General features: G+C 44.5%; 20 protein-coding genes. 9 read left to right on the forward strand and 11 right to left on the reverse strand.

The features are described 5' to 3' along the window. On the reverse strand, nucleotides 1–2,798 hold a 2,798-nt coding region (locus WEIDD23_RS10470), incomplete at its 3' end, for a YhgE/Pip domain-containing protein (RefSeq protein WP_062358979.1). 157 nt (nucleotides 2,799–2,955) lie between these two features. Here WEIDD23_RS10470 and WEIDD23_RS10475 point away from each other — a divergent pair. Beyond that, on the forward strand, nucleotides 2,956–3,558 hold the full coding sequence (locus WEIDD23_RS10475; RefSeq protein WP_010373907.1) for a TetR/AcrR family transcriptional regulator: 603 nt from the start codon (nucleotides 2,956–2,958) through the stop codon (nucleotides 3,556–3,558). 76 nt (nucleotides 3,559–3,634) lie between these two features. Here the strand turns inward: WEIDD23_RS10475 and cbpA are convergent, their stop codons facing one another. The 4 genes from cbpA to WEIDD23_RS10495 form a co-directional block, all read right to left on the reverse strand. Continuing rightward, nucleotides 3,635–4,279, reverse strand: a complete 645-nt coding sequence (cbpA, locus tag WEIDD23_RS10480) for a cyclic di-AMP binding protein CbpA (protein ID WP_010373909.1) — start codon at nucleotides 4,277–4,279, stop codon at nucleotides 3,635–3,637. A 180-nt stretch (nucleotides 4,280–4,459) separates the two neighbouring features. Then, a complete protein-coding gene (locus WEIDD23_RS10485) occupies nucleotides 4,460–5,557 on the reverse strand; it encodes a DUF871 domain-containing protein (RefSeq protein WP_010373912.1) in 1,098 nt (365 codons plus the stop codon). A gap of 2 nt (nucleotides 5,558–5,559) precedes the next feature. Continuing rightward, complete coding sequence (locus WEIDD23_RS10490; RefSeq protein ID WP_010373914.1) at nucleotides 5,560–6,894, reverse strand: PTS sugar transporter subunit IIC; 1,335 nt, start codon at nucleotides 6,892–6,894, stop codon at nucleotides 5,560–5,562. A gap of 198 nt (nucleotides 6,895–7,092) precedes the next feature. Further along, nucleotides 7,093–8,475, reverse strand: a complete 1,383-nt coding sequence (locus tag WEIDD23_RS10495; protein WP_062358974.1) for an MFS transporter — start codon at nucleotides 8,473–8,475, stop codon at nucleotides 7,093–7,095. Between the two features lie 312 nt (nucleotides 8,476–8,787). Here WEIDD23_RS10495 and WEIDD23_RS10500 point away from each other — a divergent pair, with 312 nt between their 5' ends. Then, complete coding sequence (locus tag WEIDD23_RS10500; RefSeq protein WP_010373917.1) at nucleotides 8,788–9,120, forward strand: hypothetical protein; 333 nt, start codon at nucleotides 8,788–8,790, stop codon at nucleotides 9,118–9,120. Nucleotides 9,121–9,321: 201 nt separating this feature from the next. On the opposite strand, the gene WEIDD23_RS10505 is transcribed toward WEIDD23_RS10500, so the two are convergent. Beyond that, entirely contained in the window at nucleotides 9,322–9,783 is a 462-nt protein-coding gene (locus WEIDD23_RS10505) for a LysM peptidoglycan-binding domain-containing protein (protein WP_010373921.1), read from the reverse strand. Between the two features lie 529 nt (nucleotides 9,784–10,312). Here WEIDD23_RS10505 and WEIDD23_RS10510 point away from each other — a divergent pair. Next, entirely contained in the window at nucleotides 10,313–11,233 is a 921-nt protein-coding gene (locus WEIDD23_RS10510) for an aldo/keto reductase (protein WP_010373923.1), read from the forward strand. A gap of 58 nt (nucleotides 11,234–11,291) precedes the next feature. Here WEIDD23_RS10510 and xylB read toward each other — a convergent pair whose 3' ends face one another. The 3 genes from xylB to WEIDD23_RS10525 form a co-directional block, all read right to left on the reverse strand. Further along, the gene (gene xylB, locus WEIDD23_RS10515) at nucleotides 11,292–12,800 is read right to left on the reverse strand and encodes a xylulokinase (RefSeq protein ID WP_010373925.1); all 1,509 of its coding nucleotides are present in this window, start codon (nucleotides 12,798–12,800) and stop codon (nucleotides 11,292–11,294) included. Nucleotides 12,801–13,067: 267 nt separating this feature from the next. Then, entirely contained in the window at nucleotides 13,068–14,453 is a 1,386-nt protein-coding gene (gene xylA / locus WEIDD23_RS10520) for a xylose isomerase (protein WP_010373927.1), read from the reverse strand. Between the two features lie 272 nt (nucleotides 14,454–14,725). Next, nucleotides 14,726–15,949, reverse strand: a complete 1,224-nt coding sequence (locus tag WEIDD23_RS10525; RefSeq protein ID WP_010373929.1) for an ROK family protein — start codon at nucleotides 15,947–15,949, stop codon at nucleotides 14,726–14,728. Nucleotides 15,950–16,311: 362 nt separating this feature from the next. Here WEIDD23_RS10525 and WEIDD23_RS10530 point away from each other — a divergent pair, with 362 nt between their 5' ends. The 6 genes from WEIDD23_RS10530 (at nucleotide 16,312) to WEIDD23_RS10555 (ending at nucleotide 23,949) form a co-directional block, all read left to right on the forward strand. Next, the gene (locus tag WEIDD23_RS10530; RefSeq protein ID WP_062358975.1) at nucleotides 16,312–17,760 is read left to right on the forward strand and encodes an MFS transporter; all 1,449 of its coding nucleotides are present in this window, start codon (nucleotides 16,312–16,314) and stop codon (nucleotides 17,758–17,760) included. A 252-nt stretch (nucleotides 17,761–18,012) separates the two neighbouring features. Beyond that, nucleotides 18,013–19,701 (forward strand): glycoside hydrolase family 43 protein, encoded by a 1,689-nt coding sequence (locus WEIDD23_RS10535; RefSeq protein ID WP_010373933.1) that lies wholly within the window; start codon nucleotides 18,013–18,015, stop codon nucleotides 19,699–19,701. A 293-nt stretch (nucleotides 19,702–19,994) separates the two neighbouring features. Next, nucleotides 19,995–21,383, forward strand: coding sequence for a sugar porter family MFS transporter (locus WEIDD23_RS10540; RefSeq protein ID WP_062358976.1), 1,389 nt, complete (start codon nucleotides 19,995–19,997; stop codon nucleotides 21,381–21,383). 94 nt (nucleotides 21,384–21,477) lie between these two features. Beyond that, nucleotides 21,478–22,368 (forward strand): YihY/virulence factor BrkB family protein, encoded by an 891-nt coding sequence (locus WEIDD23_RS10545; RefSeq protein WP_062358977.1) that lies wholly within the window; start codon nucleotides 21,478–21,480, stop codon nucleotides 22,366–22,368. Nucleotides 22,369–22,709: 341 nt separating this feature from the next. Next, a complete protein-coding gene (locus tag WEIDD23_RS10550; RefSeq protein WP_010373939.1) occupies nucleotides 22,710–23,477 on the forward strand; it encodes a threonine/serine exporter family protein in 768 nt (255 codons plus the stop codon). A gap of 13 nt (nucleotides 23,478–23,490) precedes the next feature. After that, entirely contained in the window at nucleotides 23,491–23,949 is a 459-nt protein-coding gene (locus WEIDD23_RS10555; protein ID WP_010373941.1) for a threonine/serine exporter family protein, read from the forward strand. Between the two features lie 66 nt (nucleotides 23,950–24,015). Here WEIDD23_RS10555 and WEIDD23_RS10560 read toward each other — a convergent pair whose 3' ends face one another. Together WEIDD23_RS10560 and WEIDD23_RS10565 are read right to left on the reverse strand one after the other, a co-directional pair. Further along, complete coding sequence (locus tag WEIDD23_RS10560) at nucleotides 24,016–24,579, reverse strand: DNA-3-methyladenine glycosylase I (protein WP_010373943.1); 564 nt, start codon at nucleotides 24,577–24,579, stop codon at nucleotides 24,016–24,018. A gap of 84 nt (nucleotides 24,580–24,663) precedes the next feature. After that, nucleotides 24,664–25,515, reverse strand: a complete 852-nt coding sequence (locus tag WEIDD23_RS10565) for an undecaprenyl-diphosphate phosphatase (protein WP_010373945.1) — start codon at nucleotides 25,513–25,515, stop codon at nucleotides 24,664–24,666. Between the last annotated feature and the right edge of the window lie 2 nt (nucleotides 25,516–25,517).

The raw sequence follows: 25,517 nt of genomic DNA on the forward strand, positions 1-25,517 counted from the left end.
ACTTGCGGTGCGATCGAACCACCAATCATCACCGTTTCACGTAAACCATCAACCGTGTATGTCATTGGCAAGTATGGGTGCAACCACTCAAAGAACTTGTTTGACAATTGAATTGGGTAAGTTCCAGCCGAACCACTCAATTGGATGACCAACAAGACCATGGCTGCAAACGCACCAGCTTTACCGAACCACATGTAAATTGCCGTAACCAACGCAGCGTCCATCACTGCAATCAGAACCATGAAGCCATATGTTGCACCCGGGTTGATTGGGTCCATACCTAGTACAGCCAAACTCAAACCATACAAAACCGTTGCCGCAACAATAGCAATACCAAACAGCATTGCCATCTTAGAACCGGCCCATGCCCACAATGATGAAATCTTTGTGCGTGGTGAAATCATATCAAGCATCAAATTCAATGCCATCATCCCCACGAACATTGCCACTGAGAACATGTATGGCACCATACCCGTACCATTATTAGCAACGTGATCCTTTTCCTTGTGGCTAGCCTTTGCTGGCGTCGCAACTTGGTGATACGTTGACTTCGTTGCGTGTAGCTTCTTGACCTTATCTGACGCGTCACCCATCTTGTTAGCCAATGTTTGGTTACCATTCTGAACTTGGGTCAATGCAGGGCCAATTTGCTTTGAACCATCAGCCAACTTTTGTGAGCCATCACTAATTTGACCGGCGCCACTTGCTAATTGACCAGCACCGCTGTTCAATTCATTATTCTTGCCAGCCAACGTATCCAAACCACTCGTCAACGTATTTGCACCATTTGCCAATTGGCCAGCGCCGCCTGCTAGTTCGTCAGAACCGGCTAGCAATTGCTCAGTACCATTGTTCAACTCAGCTGACTTGCTGTCTAGCGCGTTTGCACCAGCAACTAATTGGCCAATACCGCTGACCAACTCACCTGACTTATTGTTTACTGCATTCGCACCATTTGCCAATTGACCGATACCATTAACCATGGCTCCTGACTTTGATAACAACTCTGACGTACCATCATTCAACGATGCCGACTTACTATTTAATGTATTCGCACCATCCGTAAGTTGTGCAATACCGTTGACCAACTCACCTGACTTAGCCTGTAATTCAGACGTGCCATCCGTTAATGCTTGTGATTGACTATCAATCTGATTAGCACCCGCATCTAGTTGCTGTACCGCGCCTGGCAAAGTCGCTAATTGATTTAGCTGATTCTGAGCATCTGTCAAAGTACTATCATTAACCTCAACCGAGTCTACCAGTTGCTTATTGTCATCAATCATCTGTTGAATTGGCGCAACTTCTGAAGACAATGCAGTATATTCGCCCATCATATCCTTCATCAAAGTCGCAACTTGCGAATTATCTTGTGTCGCTTGCACAGCCTTAGCAACCGCCGCTTGTTGCTCTGGGTTCATTTTGGTATCCGTAAATGCCTGCTGTAAATTGGCAGTCATTGCATCACTATCAGCCTTTTGAGCTGCTTGAATTTTTGTAACATCATCTTGCAACACATTAACGTGTTGTTGAATACCCGCTAAAACATCTTGTCCACTTCTACCCTGATAACTATTTTGTAATTTTGCAACCGCTTGTTGAATGTCACCAAGTGTCTGTTGTGCATTAGCAATCTTATTAGTCATATCAGATTGTTGCAACTGAGTGTTCAACTCGTCTAAACCTTGTGTTAATTGCTTAACACCAGCCGTGTATTGATATGTACCATCATTAATCTGCGCAATACCTTGCGTCAGTGTTGGTGTTTGCTCATTCGCTTGATTTAAACCACCAGTGATCTTCTCAACACCAGCTGTATATTGATGCGTACCATCATTAATCTGCGTAATACCTTGCGTTAGTGTTGGTGCTTGACCATTTAGCGTATTCAAACCGTTAGTCACTTGACTAACCCCACCTGTATATTGGCGTGCACCATCGTTCGCACGGTTCAAACCACCTGCCAACTGATTTACACCAGCTGTATATTGGTGCGTACCGTCATTTAACTTTGCCACACCTTGTGTCAAAGTCGGTACTTGGCCGTTCAACTTATTCAAACCGGCTGCCAATTGTTGACTACCTGAATCAGCCTGCGCAACCCCGGCTGTGTATTGCGACAAGCCATTGGTCAACGTGTTCGTACCGTCCTTAAACGTTAGTGAACTTGATGCCAACTTTTCTAGGTTCGTGGTCACCTCATCGCTACCAGACTTAATCTTAGTCGTCCCATCGGCCAACTTTTGATTGGCGTCGGCAGCTTGGGTGATCCCCTTACCCATTTTCTTCACTTGACCAAAAATTGTCTTAGCATAAGTTTCCGTCACTTGGGCTGAAACCTTAGCCGTAATCGCCTTGGCACCTGATTCTGACAACTTTCCTGCGATAAAGCTGTGACCAGAACTCGTTTCATAGTGCAACACCATCTTTTTAGGTTGCTTATCGAGCAGTGTCGTGGCGTTCTTAGAAAAGTTTTCTGGAATCGTAATGACCGTGTAGTACTTACCATCCTTCAAGCCCTTCTTTGCTGCGGCATCAGTTGGAAAACTGAAATCCATCGCCTTCGACTTTTCTAATTGCTTCTTTAAATCTGATCCTACCGTCAGTTTCTTACCTTGGTATTTAACTGACTTATCATGATTCACTACCGCTACCGGCAGGTTTTTGACTGCCCCATAGGGATCCCACAATGAACTCAAAAACGTCACTGCGTAAATTGATGGCACGAAAAACAACACGAAAATAACTAATAGATAGAATTTGTGCTGTTTTAGCCATGCCCATTCCGCTTTCAGCATGTCATATCCCTCCTACTTAATAATCTCTCACACTTAACCAACCAATTATTGAACAACTTGTTGAATAAATTATCTACTTGCATTATATTAAGTCTGTACAGTAGAAACTACAATATACAATTTTGAACAGGGTGTTCAATAACTTTGGAGAGACGCTATGAAACAGGCTGACCGTAATGCAAAAACGCAACAAATTATCAAAGAAGCATTCATTGATTTAATTAATGAAAAAGGGTTCAACAATTTAACTGTGTCTGACATTACCCGGGCAGCCGGCGTCAGTCGTGGCACGTTCTATGTTCACTACACGGATAAGTACGAACTCCTCACTAAAATTGAGGACGAATTGGTCGCCAACATCACCCACGCGTTGAGTGAAAATTTGGATGAGCCACTTACCAAGCACACCGCTGAAGAAATTTCAGGTTCAACCTACCGTGTCTTTAACAAGGCGCTCAACTATGTCGACAGCGAGCGCATCACCATGCGGGCACTCTTCTCACCAAATGGTCATCCCCAATTCTTCAACCGTATCAAAAATTTGGTTGACGTTTTGTTTACCGATCAGTTAACTGCGAACCACGGTCGTTTTTCAGACGCGCTACCGATTGACTACACCAAAGAAATCGCCCTCAACAGTCTACTCAATATCGTGCGTCACTGGTTAGACAAGGATAACCCAGAAACACCAGATGAATTAGCGGATATTTTAATGCGGAGCCGATTTATCGCGCCTCACGAACTCATTACCTTTGAATAGTCAAAAAATCCTTTCGAAACACATTTAAAAACCGCCAATCCTCCGATTTTAAATCGGGAGATTGGCGGTTTTTTGTTTACATATATGATGTTTTTGATAAGTCCTCAAGCGACTCCAAGTGGAAGCCCTTGCGCGACAGCACATTAATAATCTTTGACAACATTCCTTCATTAACCGTGTCCGGTAACGTAAAGAGAATTCGCATCGTACGGGGGTTATTGTCAGGATTCAAAGTCATTGATGACGCAATTTGCGTATAACGTGTGATAATCTTGGCAGCCTTTTCCAAGCTACCACGCTCACCATCCGTCACAAGCGTCAACGTGTAACGTCCTTCATCTGTTTGCCAAGAATCAGCCATCAAACGCATCATCCGACTGTGCGTCACAATCCCCACAAAATGATTTTCTTTGTCGAGCACTGAAATGAATGGCAAATCACGGAGCGTAAAGAACATTTCAAAAAACGTTGCTTCGATGCCGACAAATTTCGTCATGTTACGCATGTAAGTCGTAACTGGCAAATCCATGCGTCCGCCATCTACCTGGTGTCGGTAAATGTGCATCTTATAAATGGCACCGCGGAACAATTGACCACTCTCATCCAAAATTGGAATAGCACGAAAATTTGAGTTATCAAAGATATCCAAGGCATCCTGTAATGTCGCATTTTCGCTGACCGTGGTCAATACATCACGTTGCTTAATTAAAGTTGCTAGCATTTTTGCCGACTCCCGTTTCTTAGTTTCTAATTCATTTATAATACCACGAATGCCTACCCACTGCACCTTTTTATCAAAACTGTCAACCTTTCTTCTAAAAAAATGAGAGTTAACTTTGAACCAGAAGTTAGCCTGCAGCAAAAAGCGGTGACACCAGCCTTTGGCATCACCGCTTTCATATTACATCTTTTTAGCTGGTTGTAAGGTAAACCCATGCCATGGTTCAATCAACGCCAACAACGTTAGATCTTCTGGATGGATATGGCCGACCACGTTAATGCGCCCATCATTCGGCAAATCACGCAACGCAATTTGCAACTCACCCTTATATTGACCGTAGTCATTATTATCAATCAAAACATCCCCACGCGTCACGTCAACCGTGTTAAATGCTGGAAAATCTTCCTGCTTATACTTAACGCGTGTCTGCGTTGAACGTAAAACGTAATCGGAACGATCACCACGATACATTTGTGGTTGCCGGTACATCACTGCCTGCGACACGTCAGAAACAAGCGGTTCTTCGACAACACGCAACCCAACCATTGTCCGGTTGAACGCTTCGGCCGCTGCTTTCAAGTCGTCATCATCAGCGAACGCATCCGCAATCAACACATCATCAACTAACCCGTTAAAGCGCAATTCCTGCACTTGCGTCGCAATCGGCAAGTTACGATGGTCTTCCAATGACACCAAACCATCGCTAACTGGCCATGGACCAAATGTACCACTTGGCGCATTAACAAACGCTGCCGTTCGCAAGCCATAGCGCCGGTACTGCTGTGACGTTTCCGCGAAATAATCACGGCCTAAGCCCGTCCAGCGCTGTGGATAGAAATTGTGTGAGCCAATTAGATTATCGCGATTCACACCAAAATCCATAATCAAATCAAGATAGTGCTGACCACGTGACATATTCAACTCAATCTTTAAGCCATAGGGATTATGCGTCATTTGTGCCTCTTCAGATCCAGTAAACCCGAGATCCAGGCGCAAGCCCCATGCACCCATTTCCGCAAACAAGCGTAAATCCGTATAACTCGTCCCTAATTGTTCAAACAATTCTGGGTTGATATCCAAAATGGTTTTCATCCCCAGCTCATTACCACGTGTAATGACCTGCTTGTACTGATCAAGCAAATCATTCATGTCTGGCGTCAATTCAAGCAACGACGTAAAAATACGCGTATACCCATAACTAGCCGCCTTTTCAATATAGGCAATATTGTCCGTCACACTCGCACGTGATGGATACACCGAAATTCCTAGTTCCCCCATGGTTAGGCCTCCACTGAATGTCCTTCAAACGCCTTTTCTTCTGACGTTTCATCTGCCAACGTTTCGCCTTCAAGCATTTGACGTTGACGGTCTACTAACTTGAAGAATGGGATGTAAAGCAACGTATCAAGTACGAACAAGCCAATTTGCAAGACCGCACCTGAGATGTGTGAACCAGTTGCCAAGAATCCAGAAATAATTGGTGGCATCGTCCAAGGAATCACGACACCAACCGTTGCGTGAACAATCCCTGTTGCCATCGTAACATATGCGATGATGGCATTGATAACTGGTACAAAAATAAATGGAATTAACAAGTAAACATTCAATACAACTGGTGTTCCAAACATGGTTGGCTCATTGATGTTGAACAGTCCTGGTGGCGTAATCAACTTTGCCAACGTCTTAAATTCCTTACTCTTAGCTGTCAGCACCATCGCGGCAACCAAACCAATGGTTGCGCCACCACCACCAAGGTAAACAAACAAATCCATAAATGGTTGGGTCACGATGTGTGGCATCGTCGCATCAGCATTTTGTGAGTAAACCTTAGCATTTTCAGCCATCAAACCAAGCCAAATTGGCGACATAATCGCACCAGTAACGTTACCACCGTGCACCCCGATAAACCAGAACAGCGATGTAATGATTGACACAACAATCGCACCGGCCAATGAGCCACCGAACGCTGACAATGGTCCACCCAAAACTAATTGCAAGATACCATGAATTGATGCCATTGGCGTTGCAGCCAAGCCGGCATAGATTGCCCCCCACAGCAATACGATTACGGCACCTGGAATCAATGCCGCAAATGAATTGGCAACCGCTGGTGGCACACCATCAGGCATCTTAATGCGGATGTCTTTCTTCATGAACCAAGCAAAAATCTTGGTCGAAACCAATGCGATCAAAATAGCTGCAAACAAGCCTGAAGCGCCCATGTACGTTAATGGGAAACCTTCGCCTGCCTTTGCCATAATCGTCGGCGTTGAAATCACATACCCTGACAAGGCAATGATTCCTGATGATACGCCATCCACCTTCAATTCTTGTGCATATCGGTAAGCGATTCCGAACACGGCAACCACACCCATCAGGCCAAATGTACCGTTAGTAATCTTCACAAGCCAATCGAATGACCCATTATCAATTAACCACGTCTTAAACGCGTCAATTGAAAACCCGTTGGCAATTAACATCGTTAACGAACCAACAATAACCAATGGCATCGCGTAGGCAATCCCATCACGAACGGCATTCAACGCCTTATTAGCAGCAAGCTTTGCACCAATTGGCATCAAATAACGTTCCAGCAACTCTGTCACTTTCTTCATTGTGACGTCCCCCTTTGTCTAGTTGCCTAAATCGTATCTAAAAAGCGGGACGACCGCATGCGCCCTTTGTGAAATATCCTTGACCAAGCGTCAGATAATTTAAAAATTTAACGTTATTGCTAAAAAAGGCATTATTTATCACTTCCCCTACTAAAAAACAGCCCCAATGCCTATGCATCAGGAGCTGTTTAGAACGTCCTATTTACCTGTCTTAGTTTTAACGAAGCCAGCTAGCCAAACCAAGCTCAAGCCAGCGATTACAGCACCTACCCAGAACATGTGACCCATGCCCGTAGCAGTTTCTTGCGCAATCAACTTGGCTGATGATCCATCCGTCTTAATCAAGACCGCGGCAATTGCTGTACCAACAGCTCCGGCAAATTGTTGAATCGTGTTAAAGATGGCGTTCACATCACCAGACACCTCACGTGGCACCTCTGCCACCCCAGCTGTCATGGCCGTGGTAAAGGCCAAGTTACGGCCCAGCGTGAACAATGCGTACATAACCGTTAACCCAATTGTCGTAATCGATGGTGCCATCACAGCAAACACAATCATCACAATAAAGAAGGCGATTGAACCAATCGTCAATGGCTTCGTTGCACCAGCGCGGTCATAAAAGGCCCCATAAACTGGTGATGAAGCTGATCCCAACAATGATCCTGGCATCAAGACAAAGCCAGCCACCATTGTTGAAGCGCCCAATGTTAATTGCGCATATTGTGGAATAGCAAAGTTCACGGCTAAATTAATCGCTTGTGACATCGCATAAATCAACAACGCAAAGACCATTCCCTTGCTCTTGAAAACAGACAAGTTTAACAACGTCTTTGATGAACGCAAGGCAATTCGAATAAAGACAATCATAGCCAAAATCGCAATAACCGCTAAGACAACAATTGAAACCGTTAGCTTACCTGCTTCAAGCTGTCCTAATGCCAACAAAGCCGTGGTCAATGAAATACCTAATACAATGAATTGCATAAAATCAAAGCTTGCCGTTTGATTTGGCTTTTCATCAGACAAATTTCGCAATCCCAAAATCATCCCAATCAACACGATTGGCAAGACGATGATGAAGATAGCACGCCATCCCCAAGCGTATGTGACCAGACCACCATACACTGGGCCAAGGGCTGGCGCTAATGACAAAATCAGCCCACCAAAGCCCATGTACTTACCAATTTGCATTGGTGGCACACTCATCAAAATAACGTTGAATACCAATGGCAAGGCAATACCTGTTCCGATTGCCATCACCAAACGGCCCGCTAGCAATAGCCAGAAGCCTGGTGCGACAATGGAAATCACGTCACCAATCACAAACAAAGCCATCCCCCACATAAAAATCTTACGTGGACTCATAATTGCCTTTAAGAAGGCTGAGGTTGTCATCATCAAGGCCACAACAAGCAAATAAGCTGTGGTTAACCATTGCACAGTCCCCATCGGTACGCCAAATTGCTTAATCAAATCAGGAAAAGTCACGTTCATTGACGTTTCTGTCAAAATCCCGACAAATCCCAAAATAGCGGTCGCAACAATCGACCAAATCACACGTGGTGATACTTTTTCTGTCATACTTAAAATACTCTCCTTCAATAATAGAAACGCTTGGAACAATTGCGTCACTAGCTATTGAAGCATACTTTGCACCCTCTTCGTAAGTACTTTTTTTAAAGACTGTTTAAACCACATCATTCCGAACGCTTACCGCTCATTAAATTCATTCTTCATTGCCAGCATTTCACGATATCTCAGCTCCGAACACCGTCCTGATATTCTTAGATACATCAGTCTCAGTCTTCGCTTTATTTATGATGGTTATAAATCGGCGTATGATTAGAGACAACTAGACAAACACTCAGTATTTTTTAGAGGGAGGGCAAATTTATGCTAAAAGGTGCATTAGTTTACAACGCTATGCCATTACTAGGGGTTAATTCTATTTTTTTCACGCCAAACGGGGTATTGGGTGGAAATCCCTCAAAATTTAAAGCCGCTTTAAATGCGGCCTTAGCAAACATAAATAGTTCCATACAAATTGATCTTGATATTTCAAATGGAAATCCACGCGAACTTCAAGATTACCAATATATATTGGTCACCGATTACGCTTCAAAATGGGTAAACAGTCACGATTTCCCAAATTCACAATTAGTCGCCATCTCAAGTAGTGATTTTTTCGACAATAAAGTTGATAATGTCATCAAGCAATTAATTTAACCAATTTGGTGGAAACCATAAATGGACCACAACAAAAGGCCACTCAACACGTTCCAAAACGTATCGGGTGGCCTTTTTCAGACGATATACTTTGATTTCATTCAATTAGTGGTTATGTTTATCAATAAACATTTTCAATAGAAAACTTAACGTCACAATACCGACTAATACTATCGCTGTGAACAATACGTCAGTTTTTCATTATTGCCGTACTACCAGCGTTTGTCCCGCTTGGACACCATTCATATCAACCCCTGGATTCAAAGCCTGCAATTGCGCCAGCGTCAACCCATGTGACTTTGCAATCGCAAAAGCTGTCGTCCCCGCCTTGACTACCACTGTCGATGAAGCCGAGGCATCGGTAGCATCATCAGAGTCTGATGTTGAGCCACCAGTCGCAGCACTCACTTCACTCTCAATCGCTTCAGACGCCGTATCAACATCGGCTGCCTTTTCAGTTGTGGCTGTCTCTGGGTCAGCCTTACTCTCAGATTTTTTTGACGATGACTTTGCCGAAGTCGTTTCTGTCGTCTCAGGACTCTTAAATACATCACCTACCGCATCAACAGCAACTGGTGCAAAGAATCCAACGGCAAACAAAATAACGTATCCAACCGCAATTACAGACCAGAATTGCAAACGTGTAGGTCGTTTAGGTTCCATATCTCTATACCCTTATCCATTTTACTTACTAATAGCGTATCATTATTACACCATTTTAAAAACTAGTATACCCACGTAACTACTGTTTTTTAAACACTATGGCGTTTTTGTGAATAACTTTATTTGGTGTCATCGTCGCGTTGCGACGAGGCGCGGCAAACGGGGAGTAACTCCGACAAAAATCCGTCTGGGTAAACTCCGCCGGCACGAGCACCGGCTAGCACCCAAATAATTGGGTTAAGAGTTTAGGTCCGATCGCCTTATCTAACCGGCGGTCGGCCGAACTTGTGAGTTCACCCAGACGGATTGCTCCGTTGCTCCCCGTTCACCACGCCACCAGCCGAGATATTCTTATCCATTATCACATTGCATTTAATTTTCGCTCGTACTTCCCGAAATTTTGATTCATAAACACCAACCGGCTACACCTTTCCAACGTTATTTTTTGTAAGCGTATTCAAAATTAGTGTAGACTAGTTCATGAATACAACGTTATAACTTGAATTTCTGCAATACAAAGGAGAAACCAATGGCCTATTTAAAAAACTTCACGACTTTCAACAAGTTTGGTTTGGGTACCAATAAGGTTGGTGGCCACAATTTATTCGATAACCTTGCTGACGAGGACGGTATCGCCCTAGTTAAAGCCGCTTTGGATAGTGGCGTCACTTTGTTAGATACGGCATTTGCGTATGGCTTCGGTCGTTCAGAGGAACTTATCGGCCAAGTCATTAAAGATTACGACCGCTCACAGTTAATCATTGCTACAAAAGCCGCCCACGATCCGGCGCAAAACTATGCCTTTAACAATTCACCTGAATTCTTACAAGCGTCAGTTGATAGCGCGTTGCAACGCTTAGATGTTGACTACATCGACATTTTTTACATCCACTTCCCAGACGCATCAACTGATAAGCGTCTGGCTGTCCAAGCTTTGCAAGAAATGAAAGCGGCGGGCAAAATTCGGGCCATCGGTCTTTCTAACTTTAACCTGGACCAAATTAAAGAAGCCAATCAGGATGGTTATGTCGACATCGTGGAAGACGCCTATAGCTTGGTTGACCGTACTGCTGAACAGACAACTTGGGCATATTTGCAAGAACATGATATCGAGTTCGTTCCTTATTATCCACTTGCTTCTGGATTATTAACTGGTAAGTACACAAAAACACAAACCTTCACGAGCGATGATTGGCAATCGCGCAATCCGAACTTCCAAGGCGAACGTTATCAAGCCATTTTAGCTGGGGTTGATATCTTGGCCGAAATTGGTCAAGCTTATAACGCTAGTCCCTCACAGGTTGCGTTAGCTTGGTACCTCAAGAATCCTAACATCGCGGCCTTGATTCCAGGAGCCCGCATCGCAGCACAATTGCATGATAATTTGAAAGCGCTCGATGTTGCCTTGAGCGACGAAGATTATCAAAAAATTGACGTCGCATTTAAGTAGTCCACCTGATACAAAAGAGGTTGCAAGCCATCTGACTTGCAACCTCTTTTTCATTTTATTACTTAGCTGAACGACGGAAGTCCAACAATTCGTGTGAGATTTCAGCAGTAGCGCCGTAAACCTTCTTGTAAATTGCGTGAACTTCTTCGTAACGGGCAGCACGCTCTGGATCTGGCAAGTATTCCTTGTCAAATGAGTTCCAGGCAGTTGCCGCATCTTGCACTGTGTCAAACCAGCCCAAACCAGTAGCGGCCAAGATAGCTGCTCCCATTCCAGGACCTTGCTCGTTCTTCAATGACACAACCTTCTTGTTGAAGATGTCAGCTTGAATTTGCAACCACAATGGTGACTTAGCACCACCACCGATGGCAACAACTGTATCGAAGTCAGTACCAGCTTCTTCATAGATATCAAAGATGTCCTTGAATGAGAAGATAATACCTTCCAAAACTGAGCGCACGAAGTCAGACTTCTTGTGGGTACCGTCGATACCAGTCCATGACGCACGGATATCACCGTCAGCGTATGGTGTACGCTCACCAACCAAGTATGGCGTGAACAACAAACCGTTAGCGCCAACCGTTGACTTACCAGCTGATTCAACCATTGCAGTAAAGTCTTCATCAGCAGCAAATGTCTTCTTGAACCATGACAAGGCGTAACCTGCAGCCAACGTCACACCCATTGAGTAGAACTTGCCTGGGATAGCGTGGTTGAAGAAGTGCACTTGACCCTTGTAATCAACATCTGCATTGTCTTCGTACTTCAATACAACACCTGATGTACCAATTGATGACATCACCATGTTTGGTTGCAAGATAGCTGATCCGATAGCACCGGCAGCGTTGTCGGCAGCACCACCAAAGACCTTAGTATCAGTCGTCAAACCTGAGAAGGCAGCATACTTTGGTGAGATGTTACCCGCAAACTCTGGTCCTTCGATAATCTCTGGGAAGAAGTCAGGCTTCAAACCAAAGGCTTCTTGGACTTCCTTTGACCATGTACGGTTTGCAACGTCCATCGCAACTGTACCAGCAGCGTCAGAAATTTCCATCGCCAACTTACCAGTCATACGGTAACGCACGTAATCCTTTGGCGTTACGAATGAAGAAGCTTGTGAGAAGATTTCTGGCTCGTTTTCCTTAACCCACAAAATCTTTGGCAATGTAAATCCTTCCAAAGCCTTGTTACGCGTGATATCGATGAATTCTTGACCCATCTTCTCAGCGATTTCCTTAGTTTGTGGCGTTGTACGTGTGTCATTCCACAAAATTGCTGGACGCAACACTTGGTTGTTGTCATCCAACAAAACCAAACCGTGCATTTGACCTGAGTATGAAATACCCGTAATGTCTTCTGGCTTAATACCATCATCCAAAATCAAACGAACGATTGCGACGGTCGTACCGTTAACCCAATCTTCTGGGTTTTGCTCGCTGTATCCTGGCTTTGGTTGTGATAGTGGGTAATCATATGATTGTTGTGCAACGATGTTACCTTGACGATCAACAGCAGAGATCTTTACTGATGACGTTCCTAGGTCAACACCCAATACGACTTCGCTCATGTTTATGTCCTCTTTCTTTGTTATGTATACAACGAGGGCTGGGCTAATTTAATGGCCCAGCCCTCGTTGCCGTAGGGAATTGCCCTACTGTTATGTTCGCTATGTGAGCGTGAGATTGGCACTCGCAATGCTTTTAGTTGAGATTATTTTTGAGATTTTTTGAGATTGAGAGTGTCAGTTAGATTCATTGCAAAAGGCACCTAACCAACAAACTGATTTTCATCAGCTGCAAGCCTTTTTTACATGGTTTTACTTAGTTAAGTCGGATTACTTGTTGAAAGTTGAACCCAAAACTGAGTAGATGTAGTTGTTCAACGTAGCCTTGATAGCTTCCAAGTGACCTGACTCAACAGTAGCGAAGATTTCTTCGTTAGTCTTGTTCAAGATGTAAGCTTCGAAGTCAGCAAACGTAGCCTTGTCGTTTTCGAAGTCAGCACCGATACCAGTATCGAATGATGCGTAACGCTCCTTGTAGATGTTCTCCAAGAAGTTGTCTTCGATCATCTTCATAGCAACACGGAATCCGGCAGCGTAAACGTCCATACCAGCCATGTGTGCGTAGAACAAGTCTTCAGCCTTGAATGAAGCACGACGAACCTTTGAGTCGAAGTTCAAACCACCAGTTGGCAATCCACCGTTCTTGATGAACTCGTACATAACCAAAGTAGCTTCGTAGATGTCGTTAGGGAATTCGTCGATATCCCAACCAGTTTGCTTGTCACCCATGTTGGCGTCCAATGAACCCAACAAACCAGCTTCACGAGCAAAGCGTGCTTCGTGCTCGTAAGTGTGACCAGCCAAGTAAGCGTGGTTACCTTCCAAGTTCAACTTGAAGTCCTTCTCCAAGTCGTACGTCTTCAAGAATGCGATAGTCGTTTGCACGTCAGTATCGTATTGGTGAGCAGTTGGCTCCTTTGGCTTTGGCTCCAACAAGAATTGACCAGTGTAACCAATTTCGTTAGCGTACAACTTAGCCAACTTGAAGAACTTAGCGATGTGGTCCAATTCGCGCTTCGTGTCAGTGTTCAACAATGACTCGTAACCTTCACGACCACCCCAGAATACGTATGATTCTGAGTTCAAGCGCTTAGCAATTTCCAATGAGTGCTTGATTTGTGCAGCAGCGTAAGCAAATACGTCAGCAAATGGTGTCGTAGCACCACCGGCCAAGAAACGCTTGTTCGTGAACAATGATGACGTGTTCCACAACAACTTCTTGCCAGTCTCTTGCATCTTTTGCTCGATCTTGTCGACAACCTTGTCCAAGTTAGCGTTCGTCTCGGCCAAAGTCTTACCTTCAGGAGCCAAGTCACGATCGTGGAATGCGAAGTACTCAACACCCAACTTGTCCATGAACTCGAACATGTAGTCAACCTTCTTCAAGGCTTGTTCCATGCTAGTTACATCATCAACACCATCAACATCCCAAGGACGCTCGGCAGTACCTTCACCAAATGGGTCAACCATGCGTTGGTCCATCGTGTGCCAGTAAGCAACTGAGAACTTCATCCAGTCCTTCATTGACTTAGTTTCACCGTTAATCGTGAATACTTCTTCTGGGTTGTAGAAGTTGTAACCCTTTGCGTCCAAGAAGTTAACACCCTTTGCACCACCAAGGAATTCTACCTTAGGAAAGTCGAACAATTCTGACATAATGTCATCCTCCAAAATACTTTTAAAATCTGTCTTATCAATCAAAACCTGTTTCGGTTTTGGTTAGTTGATTTAGGCAACCAACTAACTTACGAGATTTATTATAGGGTACCCAAAGTAAGAATGCAACCCTTTTCATGTGATTTTCTTCTCAATTGCGTCACACAGAAACAAAAAACGCCTAGAAATAAGCTTCTAGACGTCTTTTATGATAATTTTTCTAATTTTTGCATGCGCTTTCATAAGTTTGATTGTGCACTTTTTACAAGCTTTTACAACCAATTGGCATCCGCTTGATCTTCCTCGGTCATCGTAAACTTCAACTCATAACCCATCATATCAAGCAAGTGGCGCGTGACAATTGCGACACCACCCGCCAAGGTCGCTTTATTAACTGAATTCTTAGCAAAGAATAGCGGTGTGTCCGATTCTGGCAGTATCTCATGATACGTTTGCAGCAACAGATCCAACAACTGTGGTGTCCCCGCAATAAAACGTGAATGAACGAAGATCGCTTCTGGTGCAGCATATTGGGCTAGATTATAAACCGTCCGGCTAATGGCATGCACCCACTCTTGTAACAGTGCAATTGCATCCGAGTCGCCACCCATATATAAGGAAAGAAAATCATCACGCGTGATTTCATCCTGTCCTTTTAGAACGCCAAGTCGACTTAACATCGCATCTTCGGCATACAAATCTTCTATATGAATTGGTGCATCAAATTTACCAGCTGATAGATAATCATTGTTAATAATCACCTGACGACCAATTTCACCCGCCTCACCATGCAAACCACGGAACAAGCGTTCATTTTGAATAATTCCGGCACCAATTCCGTTATGGATGTTCACGACCGCAAAGTTGCGGTAAGTCTCTTCTGAGTCATAATCGTGAAAATCACGTAAGTAGACTGCCGCCAAATTAGCTTCGTTTTCCAAAAATACCGGTACATCCAGTTCTTCAGTCAATTCGGTAGCCAAATCATGTTCTAGTAAATCTGTGTGGAATGGGGTGTACCGTACACAATTATCTTCTACAACACCGTGAATGGCCACACCCACGCCAATCAAACCACGTTCCGTGTGCATATCACCCAACTGCGCAACATATGATAGCATTGCCCGCTTGATATCGCGGTAAGCCATCCCTGTCACAGTCATTTGGCCCCGAGCAATTGTTTCGCCCGTCATCCGCGCAACTAAATAGCGCAAATGGTGCCGTCCCAAATCAAACGATACAATGTAACCAAACTGACGGTTAAATCGAATTAGCTTAGGCTTGCGACCACCCGCTTTCGAAACGGCTCCCTCACCAAGCTCTTCAATATAACCCAAGTCCTCTACGTCACGATAGATAGTTGTAACCGTCGATTTGTGTAACGCAATTTGATCAGCGATTTCACTACGCGATGTTTGTTCCGCATTAAAGAGGGCTTGCAACATCAATTTACGGTTAACATCCCGCATGGCATCTTGATCAACTTTGTTAACCATACTTTTCTCCTTTATATAGGTAAATTATTTTCTCACTGTGCACTTCATGTGCTTCTCTAAAATTTTCAATCCTTAATTATTGTACAAGAGATTGCCATAGCATGCCCATCTCATCCAAGTTAATTCACGATTATCAACCAACCCAGTCACAATAACTTCTATTGTATCCCAAATGCGGTACAAATTACAAAGACTATGTGAATAAATTATCAAACAGTTAGTTGTCAGGCGGAACTAACCATGTTATTATAAGTGAGTAAAAGAAATGAAAACGTTTTCTATATATCGTTATTTGATACACATGATAACGTTTTAACTTCTAAAAACATCTCTCACATATATCTTTTAAGGAGTTATTCATTATGGATGCAAACGTAAAGAACGACGAGTTTGCGAAGCTTTCATTAATGGACCGTGTCGCATATGGTTTGGGTGACTTTGCCCAGAACCTTGTGTTCGGTACCGTTGGTGGTTTCTTGCTATTTTATCTCTCAACAGTTAACGGTATCTCAGCCGCAACTGGTGCCACAATCTTCTTGATTGTCCGCTTGGTTAACGTGGTTTGGGATCCATGGGTTGGTGCTACGGTTGACCGTCGCGACCCAAAGGGTGGTAAGTACCTCCCTTACATTCGTAACTTCGGTATTCCGCTATTTATCTTGGCCGCAATGCTGTTCTTGCCATTCGGTCAATGGTTCCCAGCAATTAAGTTGCCATTCGCCTTCTTGTCATACTTGGCAACGGCAATGATTTACTCATTCGTTAACATTCCATACGGTGCCTTGAACGCATCATTGACGCGTGACAACGAAGAAATCGCTAAGTTGACAACGGTTCGTATGACTTTGGCCAACGTCGCTAACTTGATGGTTTACACATTGTTCCCACTATTCGTGCAATTGGCTACGTCAGTTGGTCGCGAATCTAAGGATATCGGAATGTTCGGTATTCACTTGAACTTGGGTAACTATGCTTCACCTCAATCAGCCGGTGCCTGGTTTAAGGTCTACGCCGTTTACATGGTGATTGGTTTCATCGCTTTGATGATCACTTACTCAAAGACGAAGGAACGTGTCTTGCCAGAAAAGAACCAAGAACAAGTTAAGTACTCAGATTTGTTTGCCGAGTTCAAGCGCAACAAGCCTTTGCAAATCTTGGGATTGTTCTTCCTGGTTGGTTTCACATTTAACTTCTTTGGTTCAACTGCTTGGCCATTCTTCTTGCAATACAACATTGGTCACTCAGAATGGAACGGTTCAATCTCATTGATTGGTTCAATTCCTGGTATCTTCTTGGTTGCTTTGTGGCCTTTGATTCGTTCGAAGGTTGGTAAGAAGGGCTTCTTCTACCTATTCTTGGCAATGTTCTCAGCTGGTTCACTTGTTTTGTGGATCTGGACTAAGACGCCAGACACAATTGCTTTGGGTTACGTTGGTCGTTTCCTACAACAATGGGGATTGACTTCAGCCACTGGCTTCATGTGGTCATTGGTTCCAGAAGTTGTCTCATACGGTGAGTACACGTCAAAGAAGCGTGTTGCTGGTATTATCAACGCTATCATGGGCTTGTTCTTCAAGCTTGGTTTAGCTTTGGGTGGTATCATTCCTGGTTACATCAACGCCGCTACTGGTTTTGATGGTACTAAGAAGGTCCAATCAGCCACTGCTTTGATGGGTGTACAATGGTCAATGGTTTGGTTGCCAATTATCATGGCAATCGTCGCTGGTATCATCATCGCCAAGTATCCTTTGACGGATGACAAGGTCGCTGAGATGAACCACGAAATCGAAAACCGTCGTAACAACAAGTAATCATAATTAGAAAGATCGGTAGCCTGCTGCCGGTCTTTTTTTGTGCACCAAAAGTTTGTGAATTATAATTCAAATAGTTAGTTGCACTAATCAACTAACCATGTTATATTTAACGTACAGAGTTAATGGTAACGTTTTCAAAGGTCTGTTTAATCTTGAACATGCCCCCACAATAACACCACTAACTATACCCGATCTCTCACAACTAATCGGGACACATACAAACTAATTTCACATAAGGAGCATCTCACAATGCAAATTCAAAACCCTGTATTGCCTGGATTCAACTCAGATCCATCAATCATCCGTGTTGAAGACACGTACTACATTGCAACGTCAACTTTCGAATGGTTCCCTGGTGTTCGCATTCACGCCTCAAAGGACATGGTTCACTGGAACTTGGTAACAAACGTTCTTGATACGGTTGAATTGTTGGACATGAAGGGTAACCCTTCATCAGGTGGTATTTGGGCCCCTGACTTGTCATACGCTGATGGTAAGTTCTGGTTGATCTACACTGACGTTAAGATTACTGACGGTGCCTTCAAGGACATGACAAACTACTTGACGACTGCCGAGAACATCGAAGGCCCTTGGTCAGCACCAATCCGTGTTAACGGTGTTGGTTTTGACGCCTCATTGTTCCACGATCAAGACGGTCGTAAGTACTTGGTACAACAAACTTGGGATCACCGTGAATACCACCACCCATTTGATGGTATTACGTTGACTGAATTTGACACTGACACAATGAAGTTGAAGCCAGAAACAGCTCGTACGATTTTCGAAGGTACTGACGTTAAGTTGGTTGAAGGTCCTCACTTGTACCAAATCAACGGTGAATACTACCTATTCGCTGCTGAAGGTGGAACTGTCTTCACTCACCAAGAAGTCGTTGCTCGTTCAAAGAGCTTGGATGAGAAGTCATTCGTGGTTGAGCCAGATGGTCCATTCTTGACGAACTTTGACACACCATACTCATACTTGCAAAAGCAAGGACACGGTGCCTTGGTTGACACACCAGGTGGTGAATGGTACTACGCTTCATTGACTGCTCGTCCATGGAACCACGACACTGAGTCATCAACTGACCCACGTGGCTGGTCAACTTTGGGACGTGAGACTTCAATCCAAAAGGTTGAATGGGATGAAGCTGGTTGGCCACGCGTTGTTGGTGGTCACGGTGGTCAAACGTTCGTTGAGGCACCTAAGGATGCTATCTTGACAGAGGCACCTGCTGACCACTCACAACACGATGAGTTTACTGACGCTAAGTTGGACATGAACTGGAACACGTTGCGTGTGCCATTCTCAGATGAATTCGGTTCAACTGGTGACGGTTCATTGAAGTTGATCGGTCGCGGTTCATTGGTAAACTACCACGACTTGTCATTGATTGCTCGTCGTTGGCAAGCATTCTACTTCGACGCTGAAACGAAGGTTAAGTTCGACCCATTCTCATACCAATCAATGGCTGGTTTGACGAACTACTACAACCACTCACACTGGTCATGGATCTTCATCACGAAGAACGATGACGGTCAAAGTGTCATCGAAGTTGCTGAGAACAAGGGTGGTCAACGTAACGGTACGTACACGTCATACTTGAAGGACGACGCTATCGTCATCCCTGAAGGTACTGAATACGTTTGGTTCAAGACGAAGGTTCGCAAGGAATCATACACGTACGAGTACTCATTCAACGGTACTGACTGGACTGAAGTACCCGTTGTCTTGGATGCCGCAGTCTTGTCAGATGACTACGTTGTCCAATCATACGGTGGCTTCTTCACGGGTGCTTACGTTGGTTTGGCAGCTGTCGACTACTCAGGTTACGACACAACTGCTGAATTCGACTACTTCGACTACAAGGAACTTGGCGACAAGCAACTTGAAGACGGATCATACTCATGGGAAGCTTCAGAATCACGCTTCGGCTAATATCTAAAGACTAACTACTAAAAGGTAGCGATGCAGACGCGTCGCTACCTTTTTTGCGTAACCAGAATAACTTTGAGACCATCAGACAATTTACTGGCATCGCTCCACAATACCGGCCTTAACATGCGCGTAATTCGCACACTTTTATTGTGAAAATGTTATCAAACACTATTAACAAGTACGTATATAAAGTGTATAGTTAACTATGTTAATTGAGTTGTTAACGTTTTCAGTAATTGTGAATTCGATAACGATACAGATGCAAATATTTTATAGAAAGCGAGTATGCAATTATGCGTAAAATCTCACCTCGTTTGATTTATTTCTTTGGAGCCCTTGGTGGACTTCTTTTCGGTTATGATACCGGTGTTATCTCAGGAGCAATCTTATACGTCAAGCGGACCCTTGATTTAACCGCTCTTGAAGATGGAATGGTTGTTTCTTCTGTTCTACTTGGTGCCATGATTGGGGCCATGTCAATCGGTCCTCTATCTGATAAATTTGGTCGTAAGAAGATGGTCATGTTCGCCGCCTTGATTTTCCTTATCGGATCACTCGGCTCTGCCTTTTCACCTGAATTTATCACCTTGGTTTTGAGTCGTGTTGTCCTTGGAATCGCATTTGGTGGCGCATCAGCGCTGGTACCAACGTACTTGGCTGAAGTTGCCCCTGCTAAGATGCGTGGCTCACTAACATCTCTGAACCAATTAATGGTCATGTCAGGAATCTTAATGGCCTACATCATCAACTACGCTTTCTCAGGTATGGCCCACACCGTTTCATGGCGTTGGATGCTTGGTTTTGCTGCCATTCCTTCAGCCATCTTGTTTATCGGTGGTGTCTTCCTACCAGAATCACCTCGTTACCTTGGTCGTATCAAGAAGTTCGATGAGGCTTTGGCTGTTTTGAACATGTTGCGTGAGCCTGCTGAAGCACAAGCTGAGTTACAAGAAATGAAGGACGCTGATGAAGTTGAACTTGGTGGTTTCAAGGAACTCTTCTCAAAGTTCGTCCGTCCCGCTTTAGTTATCGGGGTTGGTTTAGCTATCTTCCAACAATTCATGGGAATCAACACCGTGTTGTATTACGCCCCAACGATTTTTAAGGCCATTGGCATGGGCGATAGCGCCTCATTGATGGGAACCGTTGGTCTTGGAACTGTTAACGTGATTATCACCGCTTGGGCTGTCCGCGTCATGGAAACCCGTGGTCGTAAGGAATGGTTGTTAATCGGTGGTGTCGGCATGGCCGTTTCATTGGTCGCCCTAGCCATTTTGACAAACTTCGCTGCAACTGGCATCATGTCATACGTCACCATCGTTGCGATGGCATTCTACTTGATTTTCTTCTGTGCTACTTGGGGACCAATCATGTGGACGATGATCGGTGAAGTCTTCCCACTAGCCGTTCGCGGTGTTGGGGTTGGTTTCTCTTCATTGGTTAACTGGGGCGCCAACCTACTTGTTTCATTGATGTTCCCAGTGTTGCTACAGCACTTCTCAATGCCAATTATCTTCGGTGTCTTCGCCGTAATGTGTGCATTGGCATCATTCTTCGTTAAGCGCTACGTCTTCGAAACACGTGGTCGCTCACTTGAAGAAATCGAAGCTACTTTGCGTGACCGCGCTAATGTGGTTGAGGACGCCAGTGTGGTCGCTGGCACCACACCAATCGCACACTAGCCTTTAATTGCAACACCTAAACCGAGTCGGTTGGTTACCGACTCGGTTTTTATTTGCTAAAATAGGTGTATTGCGTCAAAAAGGAGGAGCTGCCATGTCGGAAATCATCAAACGGATTTTTAATAATCGCGTCATTAAAACTATCATTGACGTTTCAATGCGTGTTGATATCGTGACGGCCAGTTCATCAATTGCCTACTTCGGTCTCCTATCGATTTTTCCGGCAATCATCATTATCGCAACGCTCCTGCCCTACTTTGGCTTAACCATTTCAACGGCCCTCAGCTACGTCCAAATGGCCGTTCCGACATCAGTATACGACTTTGCCCGACCTATTATCGAATCGATTCTCGGTCAAAAAGGGGTCGGCGTGCTATCAGCTTCAATTATCATCACTCTGTGGTCGTTATCGCGAGTCGTCGCATCAATCCGCACAGCGCAAAACGGTATTTACGGGGTACAACCTAAAACAATTGCCATTATCGATCGCTTCATTTCAATGGCTTGGATGATCCTTGTGTTAGGGATTATGGGTATTCTACTGATCATTGCTTCAGTTGGCTCTAACATTCTTGAAGCTTTACCCATCAGCGCTAATCTTGTGCAACAAATCGAATCCGCCAAATCACCAGTGGTCATCGGCGGTTTGTTCATTGGTGCGTCGCTTTTCAACTGGGTTTTGCCGGTTAAAAAGCCCCGCTTGCAATGGGCCCTCGTCGGGACAATCGTTCAAGTGGCAATCGTCATCTGGTTAACAAAAATTTTCGGTTGGTATGTCAGTTTAGCCTCACAGGCTTATACATTCTACCAAGCTTTAAGTTCGGCCATTATCCTGTTGCTTTGGATTAACTTTATTGCACTAGCCGCACTAATCGGTACCATCGTCACCGCAACCTTGGAGGAGTTATTCCCCTCGCAAAACGATAAATTGGCCGTTATTCAAACATTTGGTAAGTCTATTATCCGAAAAAACGGAAAAAAGTGAGTGATATTTATTGTTTTATTAAGCTAGTCACGTTATGATTAATAGTGTTGATAAGGATAACTTGTTAACATTAGAGACAGCAACTTACTCATATCGCTGAGCTTAACCAACTCAGCAATTGTAGGTCTAACCAACCTACAACCTACTCCTTAAGAATTACCCAGTGTGATGGTCTAACCAACCATTGTTATAACACGCCTAACCAACGTGTTTTGGGAAAAAGAGTCGTCCTCGGACTGACTCCGAAACCGCCTACGCCTAACCAACGTAGGCGGTTTTGTTTTGCCCAATTATCCGGTAAAATCAAAGGATACAAAGGGGAAGCATTGGGGATTTTCATTATGACAACATCGCATGAGCACGCCGTGTTAGACGTGTGTGCCCGTATCGGGCGCATCTTACTAGAAAGTGGCGCTGAAACACCACGCATCGAAGAAACCGTGGAGATCATCGGACGAACAGCCGGCGTTGCAATTTCATGCTACGTCACATTAACGGCTGTTTTCGTATCATTAACGAACCAACCTGAAACACAATTAACCAAAACAAAACTTGGCGCATTCAACCTACAAAAGGTTGATGACATCAATCAACTCTCCCGTGAATTTTCGGCGGGACAGGTGTCATTTGATGATATTGTAACGCGTGTCGCCGCCATCGATCAGCACGTGATTGATTTCAACTGGCCGACTAAAATTTTGGGTGCTGGGCTCGTGTCCGTCGCGCCCATGCTGGTATTTATTGCCGATTGGTCAGATTTAGGCTTGGCCTTTTTCATTGGCATCGCCGGTTACTTAACTGCGCAACTCGTCGGCCGCAAAGCCACGGCCACCCCCTACGCAAAAGAAGTCGCCGGAGGCTTTGTGATTGCTTTATTGGCGTGGGGCCTGGTCGCTAGCGGGGTTGGCCACCATGCTGAAAACATGATTGTCAGTGCCGTTATGCCCTTAGTGCCCGGCGTCGCATTGACGAATTCAATGCGTGAAATTATGGCCGGCCATATGATATCAGGAACGGTCCGGGCCCTTGATGCGCTCTTAATCGCGGCCGCTATCGGCGGGGGCGTGGTCTTAGCAACCACACTTCTGCACTTATGTGGCATGATTTAAGGGGGGGCGCATCATGACATATTTAATCCAATTCATCATTAGTTTCGCATCGACGGTTGGCTTTGGCATCATCACAAACATCCCCCGTCGCGCCTTACCAACAGCTGGTTTAACAGGTGGCACCGCTTGGACTTGTTACATCTTCGTCCAACACTTACACGCAAATGTCTTTCTCGCGAACATGACCGCCGCCATCATCATCGGACTCCTTGGTAACTGGTTTGCGATTCGCAAGCGGGTACCCGTTAATATGATTTACATCCCCAGCTTAGTATCCCTGGTGCCCGGCGGTACTATCTACCTCGCGATGAAAAATTTCTCGCTAGGCCATTACGCCAATGCACAAGCCGGCGTCATCACAACGGTCACGATTGCAGTTGCACTAGCAGTGGGGTTTGTTTTAGCCGAAGTTATTGTCCGACAAATCAAGCAACACTTAAGAAGTCGTCAGCAAGACTCACTTGCCCGATAATAAAAAAACACATTTAAAAGGTCGCCGATCATCCCATTCAACTGGGTGATTGGCGACCTTTTATGCTTAACCATGCCACTCACACGTCAACTCGTGATCATTAATCAAACCAGTAGCCTGCATGAACGCATACACCGTGACAGGACCGACGAATTTAAACCCATAGGCCTTCATGGCTTTAGACACACTTTTTGATAAGTCGGTTGAACTAGGCATTTGCGTATAATCAATCACACGATTATCAATCGGTGTTCGCTGCACAAATGACCATAGCCAGGCGTCAAAAGAACCATAATCATGCTGAATACGTTGGATACCTTGCGCATTCGCAATAGTCGCTGTCAATTTTTGTCGGTGTCGAATAATGTCAGTATTTTGCAAGAGCCTGTCGATATCTGTCGCCGTCATTTGCGCGACCTGGTCAATATCATATTGGGCAAACGCTATGCGAAAAGCCGCCCGCTTATGCAAAACTGTCTGCCAACTGAGTCCCGCCTGATACGTTTCCAAACTCAACAATTCAAATAACCGCTGGTCACCATGGGTCGGACGCCCCCATTCGTGATCATGATACGCCGTCATTAAGTCATCTTCACCGTAATTCGCTACCCAAGTACATCGCACCACCATAATACCCCTCCAATTTATTAAGTTAAACCTAATTGTAAATTAAAATAAAACCGCTAACAAGTCTGTTAACGGTTTATAGCGCTTTTAGTGCATGTGCAACATGCCGGCAGCGCCCAAGGCAAGGACTACGATACCAACAACAATACGGTAGTATCCAAAGACCTTAAAGTCATTATTTTTAATGTAATTCATCATGACCTTAATGGCAAAGTAAGCCACAATCCATGAAACAATAAAGCCGACAACCATAACGCCAGTTTGGGCACCTGTAAAGCCACCACCACCTAGCAAGTACTTACCCACCTTCAAAATGGTTACCCCAAACATCACTGGGATACTCATGAAGAATGAGAATTCAGCAGCAACAAAACGTGACGCTCCCAAAATTAGCGCGCCCAAAATAGTTGATCCTGAACGTGACGTTCCTGGTACGATTGATAGCACTTGGAACAACCCAATGAACAAAGCCATCTTGTATGACATGGCATTCAAATCCGTCAAAATCGCATTCTTGTTTGCCAAGTAACGCTCCACGACAATGAATAGCACACCATAAACAATCAACATCGCTGCCACAACCCAAGCATTTAGCCAGTGGGCATCCATGTAATCGTTCAAGGCCAATCCTGCAATCACGGCCGGCAAGACACCAACAATCACCTTAAACCAAAGCGTCCATGTTTGACGCTTTTCCAAAGATGACTTTGATGGTGAAAAAGGGTTCAACTTTTTGAAGTAAAGTTGAATAACCGCAAAAATTGCCCCTAATTGAATCGCGTAATCAAACATCGCCGTGAAACTCTTAGTCCATACGGCCCCGCCTGGGATGTTCATGAATGACTCCGCAATAATAATGTGTCCGGTTGATGATACTGGCAAGAATTCAGTTAATCCTTCCACAATACCAATCACCAAGGACTTCAACAAATCAAGCATGT

Source organism: Weissella sp. DD23, assembly GCF_001579105.1.
Classification (GTDB): Bacteria; Bacillota; Bacilli; order Lactobacillales; family Lactobacillaceae; genus Weissella; species Weissella cibaria.

Bases quoted from the DNA above. Each gene is read 5' to 3' on its own strand.
- WEIDD23_RS10545 (WP_062358977.1), top strand. From the start codon at position 21,478: ATGTCGGAAATCATCAAACGGATTTTTAATAATCGCGTCATTAAAACT.
- cbpA (WP_010373909.1), bottom strand. From the start codon at position 4,279: ATGCTAGCAACTTTAATTAAGCAACGTGATGTATTGACCACGGTCAGC.
- xylA (WP_010373927.1), bottom strand. From the start codon at position 14,453: ATGTCAGAATTGTTCGACTTTCCTAAGGTAGAATTCCTTGGTGGTGCA.
- WEIDD23_RS10540 (WP_062358976.1), top strand. From the start codon at position 19,995: ATGCGTAAAATCTCACCTCGTTTGATTTATTTCTTTGGAGCCCTTGGT.
- WEIDD23_RS10475 (WP_010373907.1), top strand. From the start codon at position 2,956: ATGAAACAGGCTGACCGTAATGCAAAAACGCAACAAATTATCAAAGAA.
- WEIDD23_RS10505 (WP_010373921.1), bottom strand. From the start codon at position 9,783: ATGGAACCTAAACGACCTACACGTTTGCAATTCTGGTCTGTAATTGCG.
- WEIDD23_RS10490 (WP_010373914.1), bottom strand. From the start codon at position 6,894: ATGAAGAAAGTGACAGAGTTGCTGGAACGTTATTTGATGCCAATTGGT.
- WEIDD23_RS10550 (WP_010373939.1), top strand. From the start codon at position 22,710: ATGACAACATCGCATGAGCACGCCGTGTTAGACGTGTGTGCCCGTATC.
- WEIDD23_RS10555 (WP_010373941.1), top strand. From the start codon at position 23,491: ATGACATATTTAATCCAATTCATCATTAGTTTCGCATCGACGGTTGGC.
- WEIDD23_RS10525 (WP_010373929.1), bottom strand. From the start codon at position 15,949: ATGGTTAACAAAGTTGATCAAGATGCCATGCGGGATGTTAACCGTAAA.
- xylB (WP_010373925.1), bottom strand. From the start codon at position 12,800: ATGAGCGAAGTCGTATTGGGTGTTGACCTAGGAACGTCATCAGTAAAG.
- WEIDD23_RS10500 (WP_010373917.1), top strand. From the start codon at position 8,788: ATGCTAAAAGGTGCATTAGTTTACAACGCTATGCCATTACTAGGGGTT.
- WEIDD23_RS10495 (WP_062358974.1), bottom strand. From the start codon at position 8,475: ATGACAGAAAAAGTATCACCACGTGTGATTTGGTCGATTGTTGCGACC.
- WEIDD23_RS10510 (WP_010373923.1), top strand. From the start codon at position 10,313: ATGGCCTATTTAAAAAACTTCACGACTTTCAACAAGTTTGGTTTGGGT.
- WEIDD23_RS10565 (WP_010373945.1), bottom strand. From the start codon at position 25,515: ATGCTTGATTTGTTGAAGTCCTTGGTGATTGGTATTGTGGAAGGATTA.
- WEIDD23_RS10535 (WP_010373933.1), top strand. From the start codon at position 18,013: ATGCAAATTCAAAACCCTGTATTGCCTGGATTCAACTCAGATCCATCA.
- WEIDD23_RS10560 (WP_010373943.1), bottom strand. From the start codon at position 24,579: ATGGTGGTGCGATGTACTTGGGTAGCGAATTACGGTGAAGATGACTTA.
- WEIDD23_RS10530 (WP_062358975.1), top strand. From the start codon at position 16,312: ATGGATGCAAACGTAAAGAACGACGAGTTTGCGAAGCTTTCATTAATG.
- WEIDD23_RS10485 (WP_010373912.1), bottom strand. From the start codon at position 5,557: ATGGGGGAACTAGGAATTTCGGTGTATCCATCACGTGCGAGTGTGACG.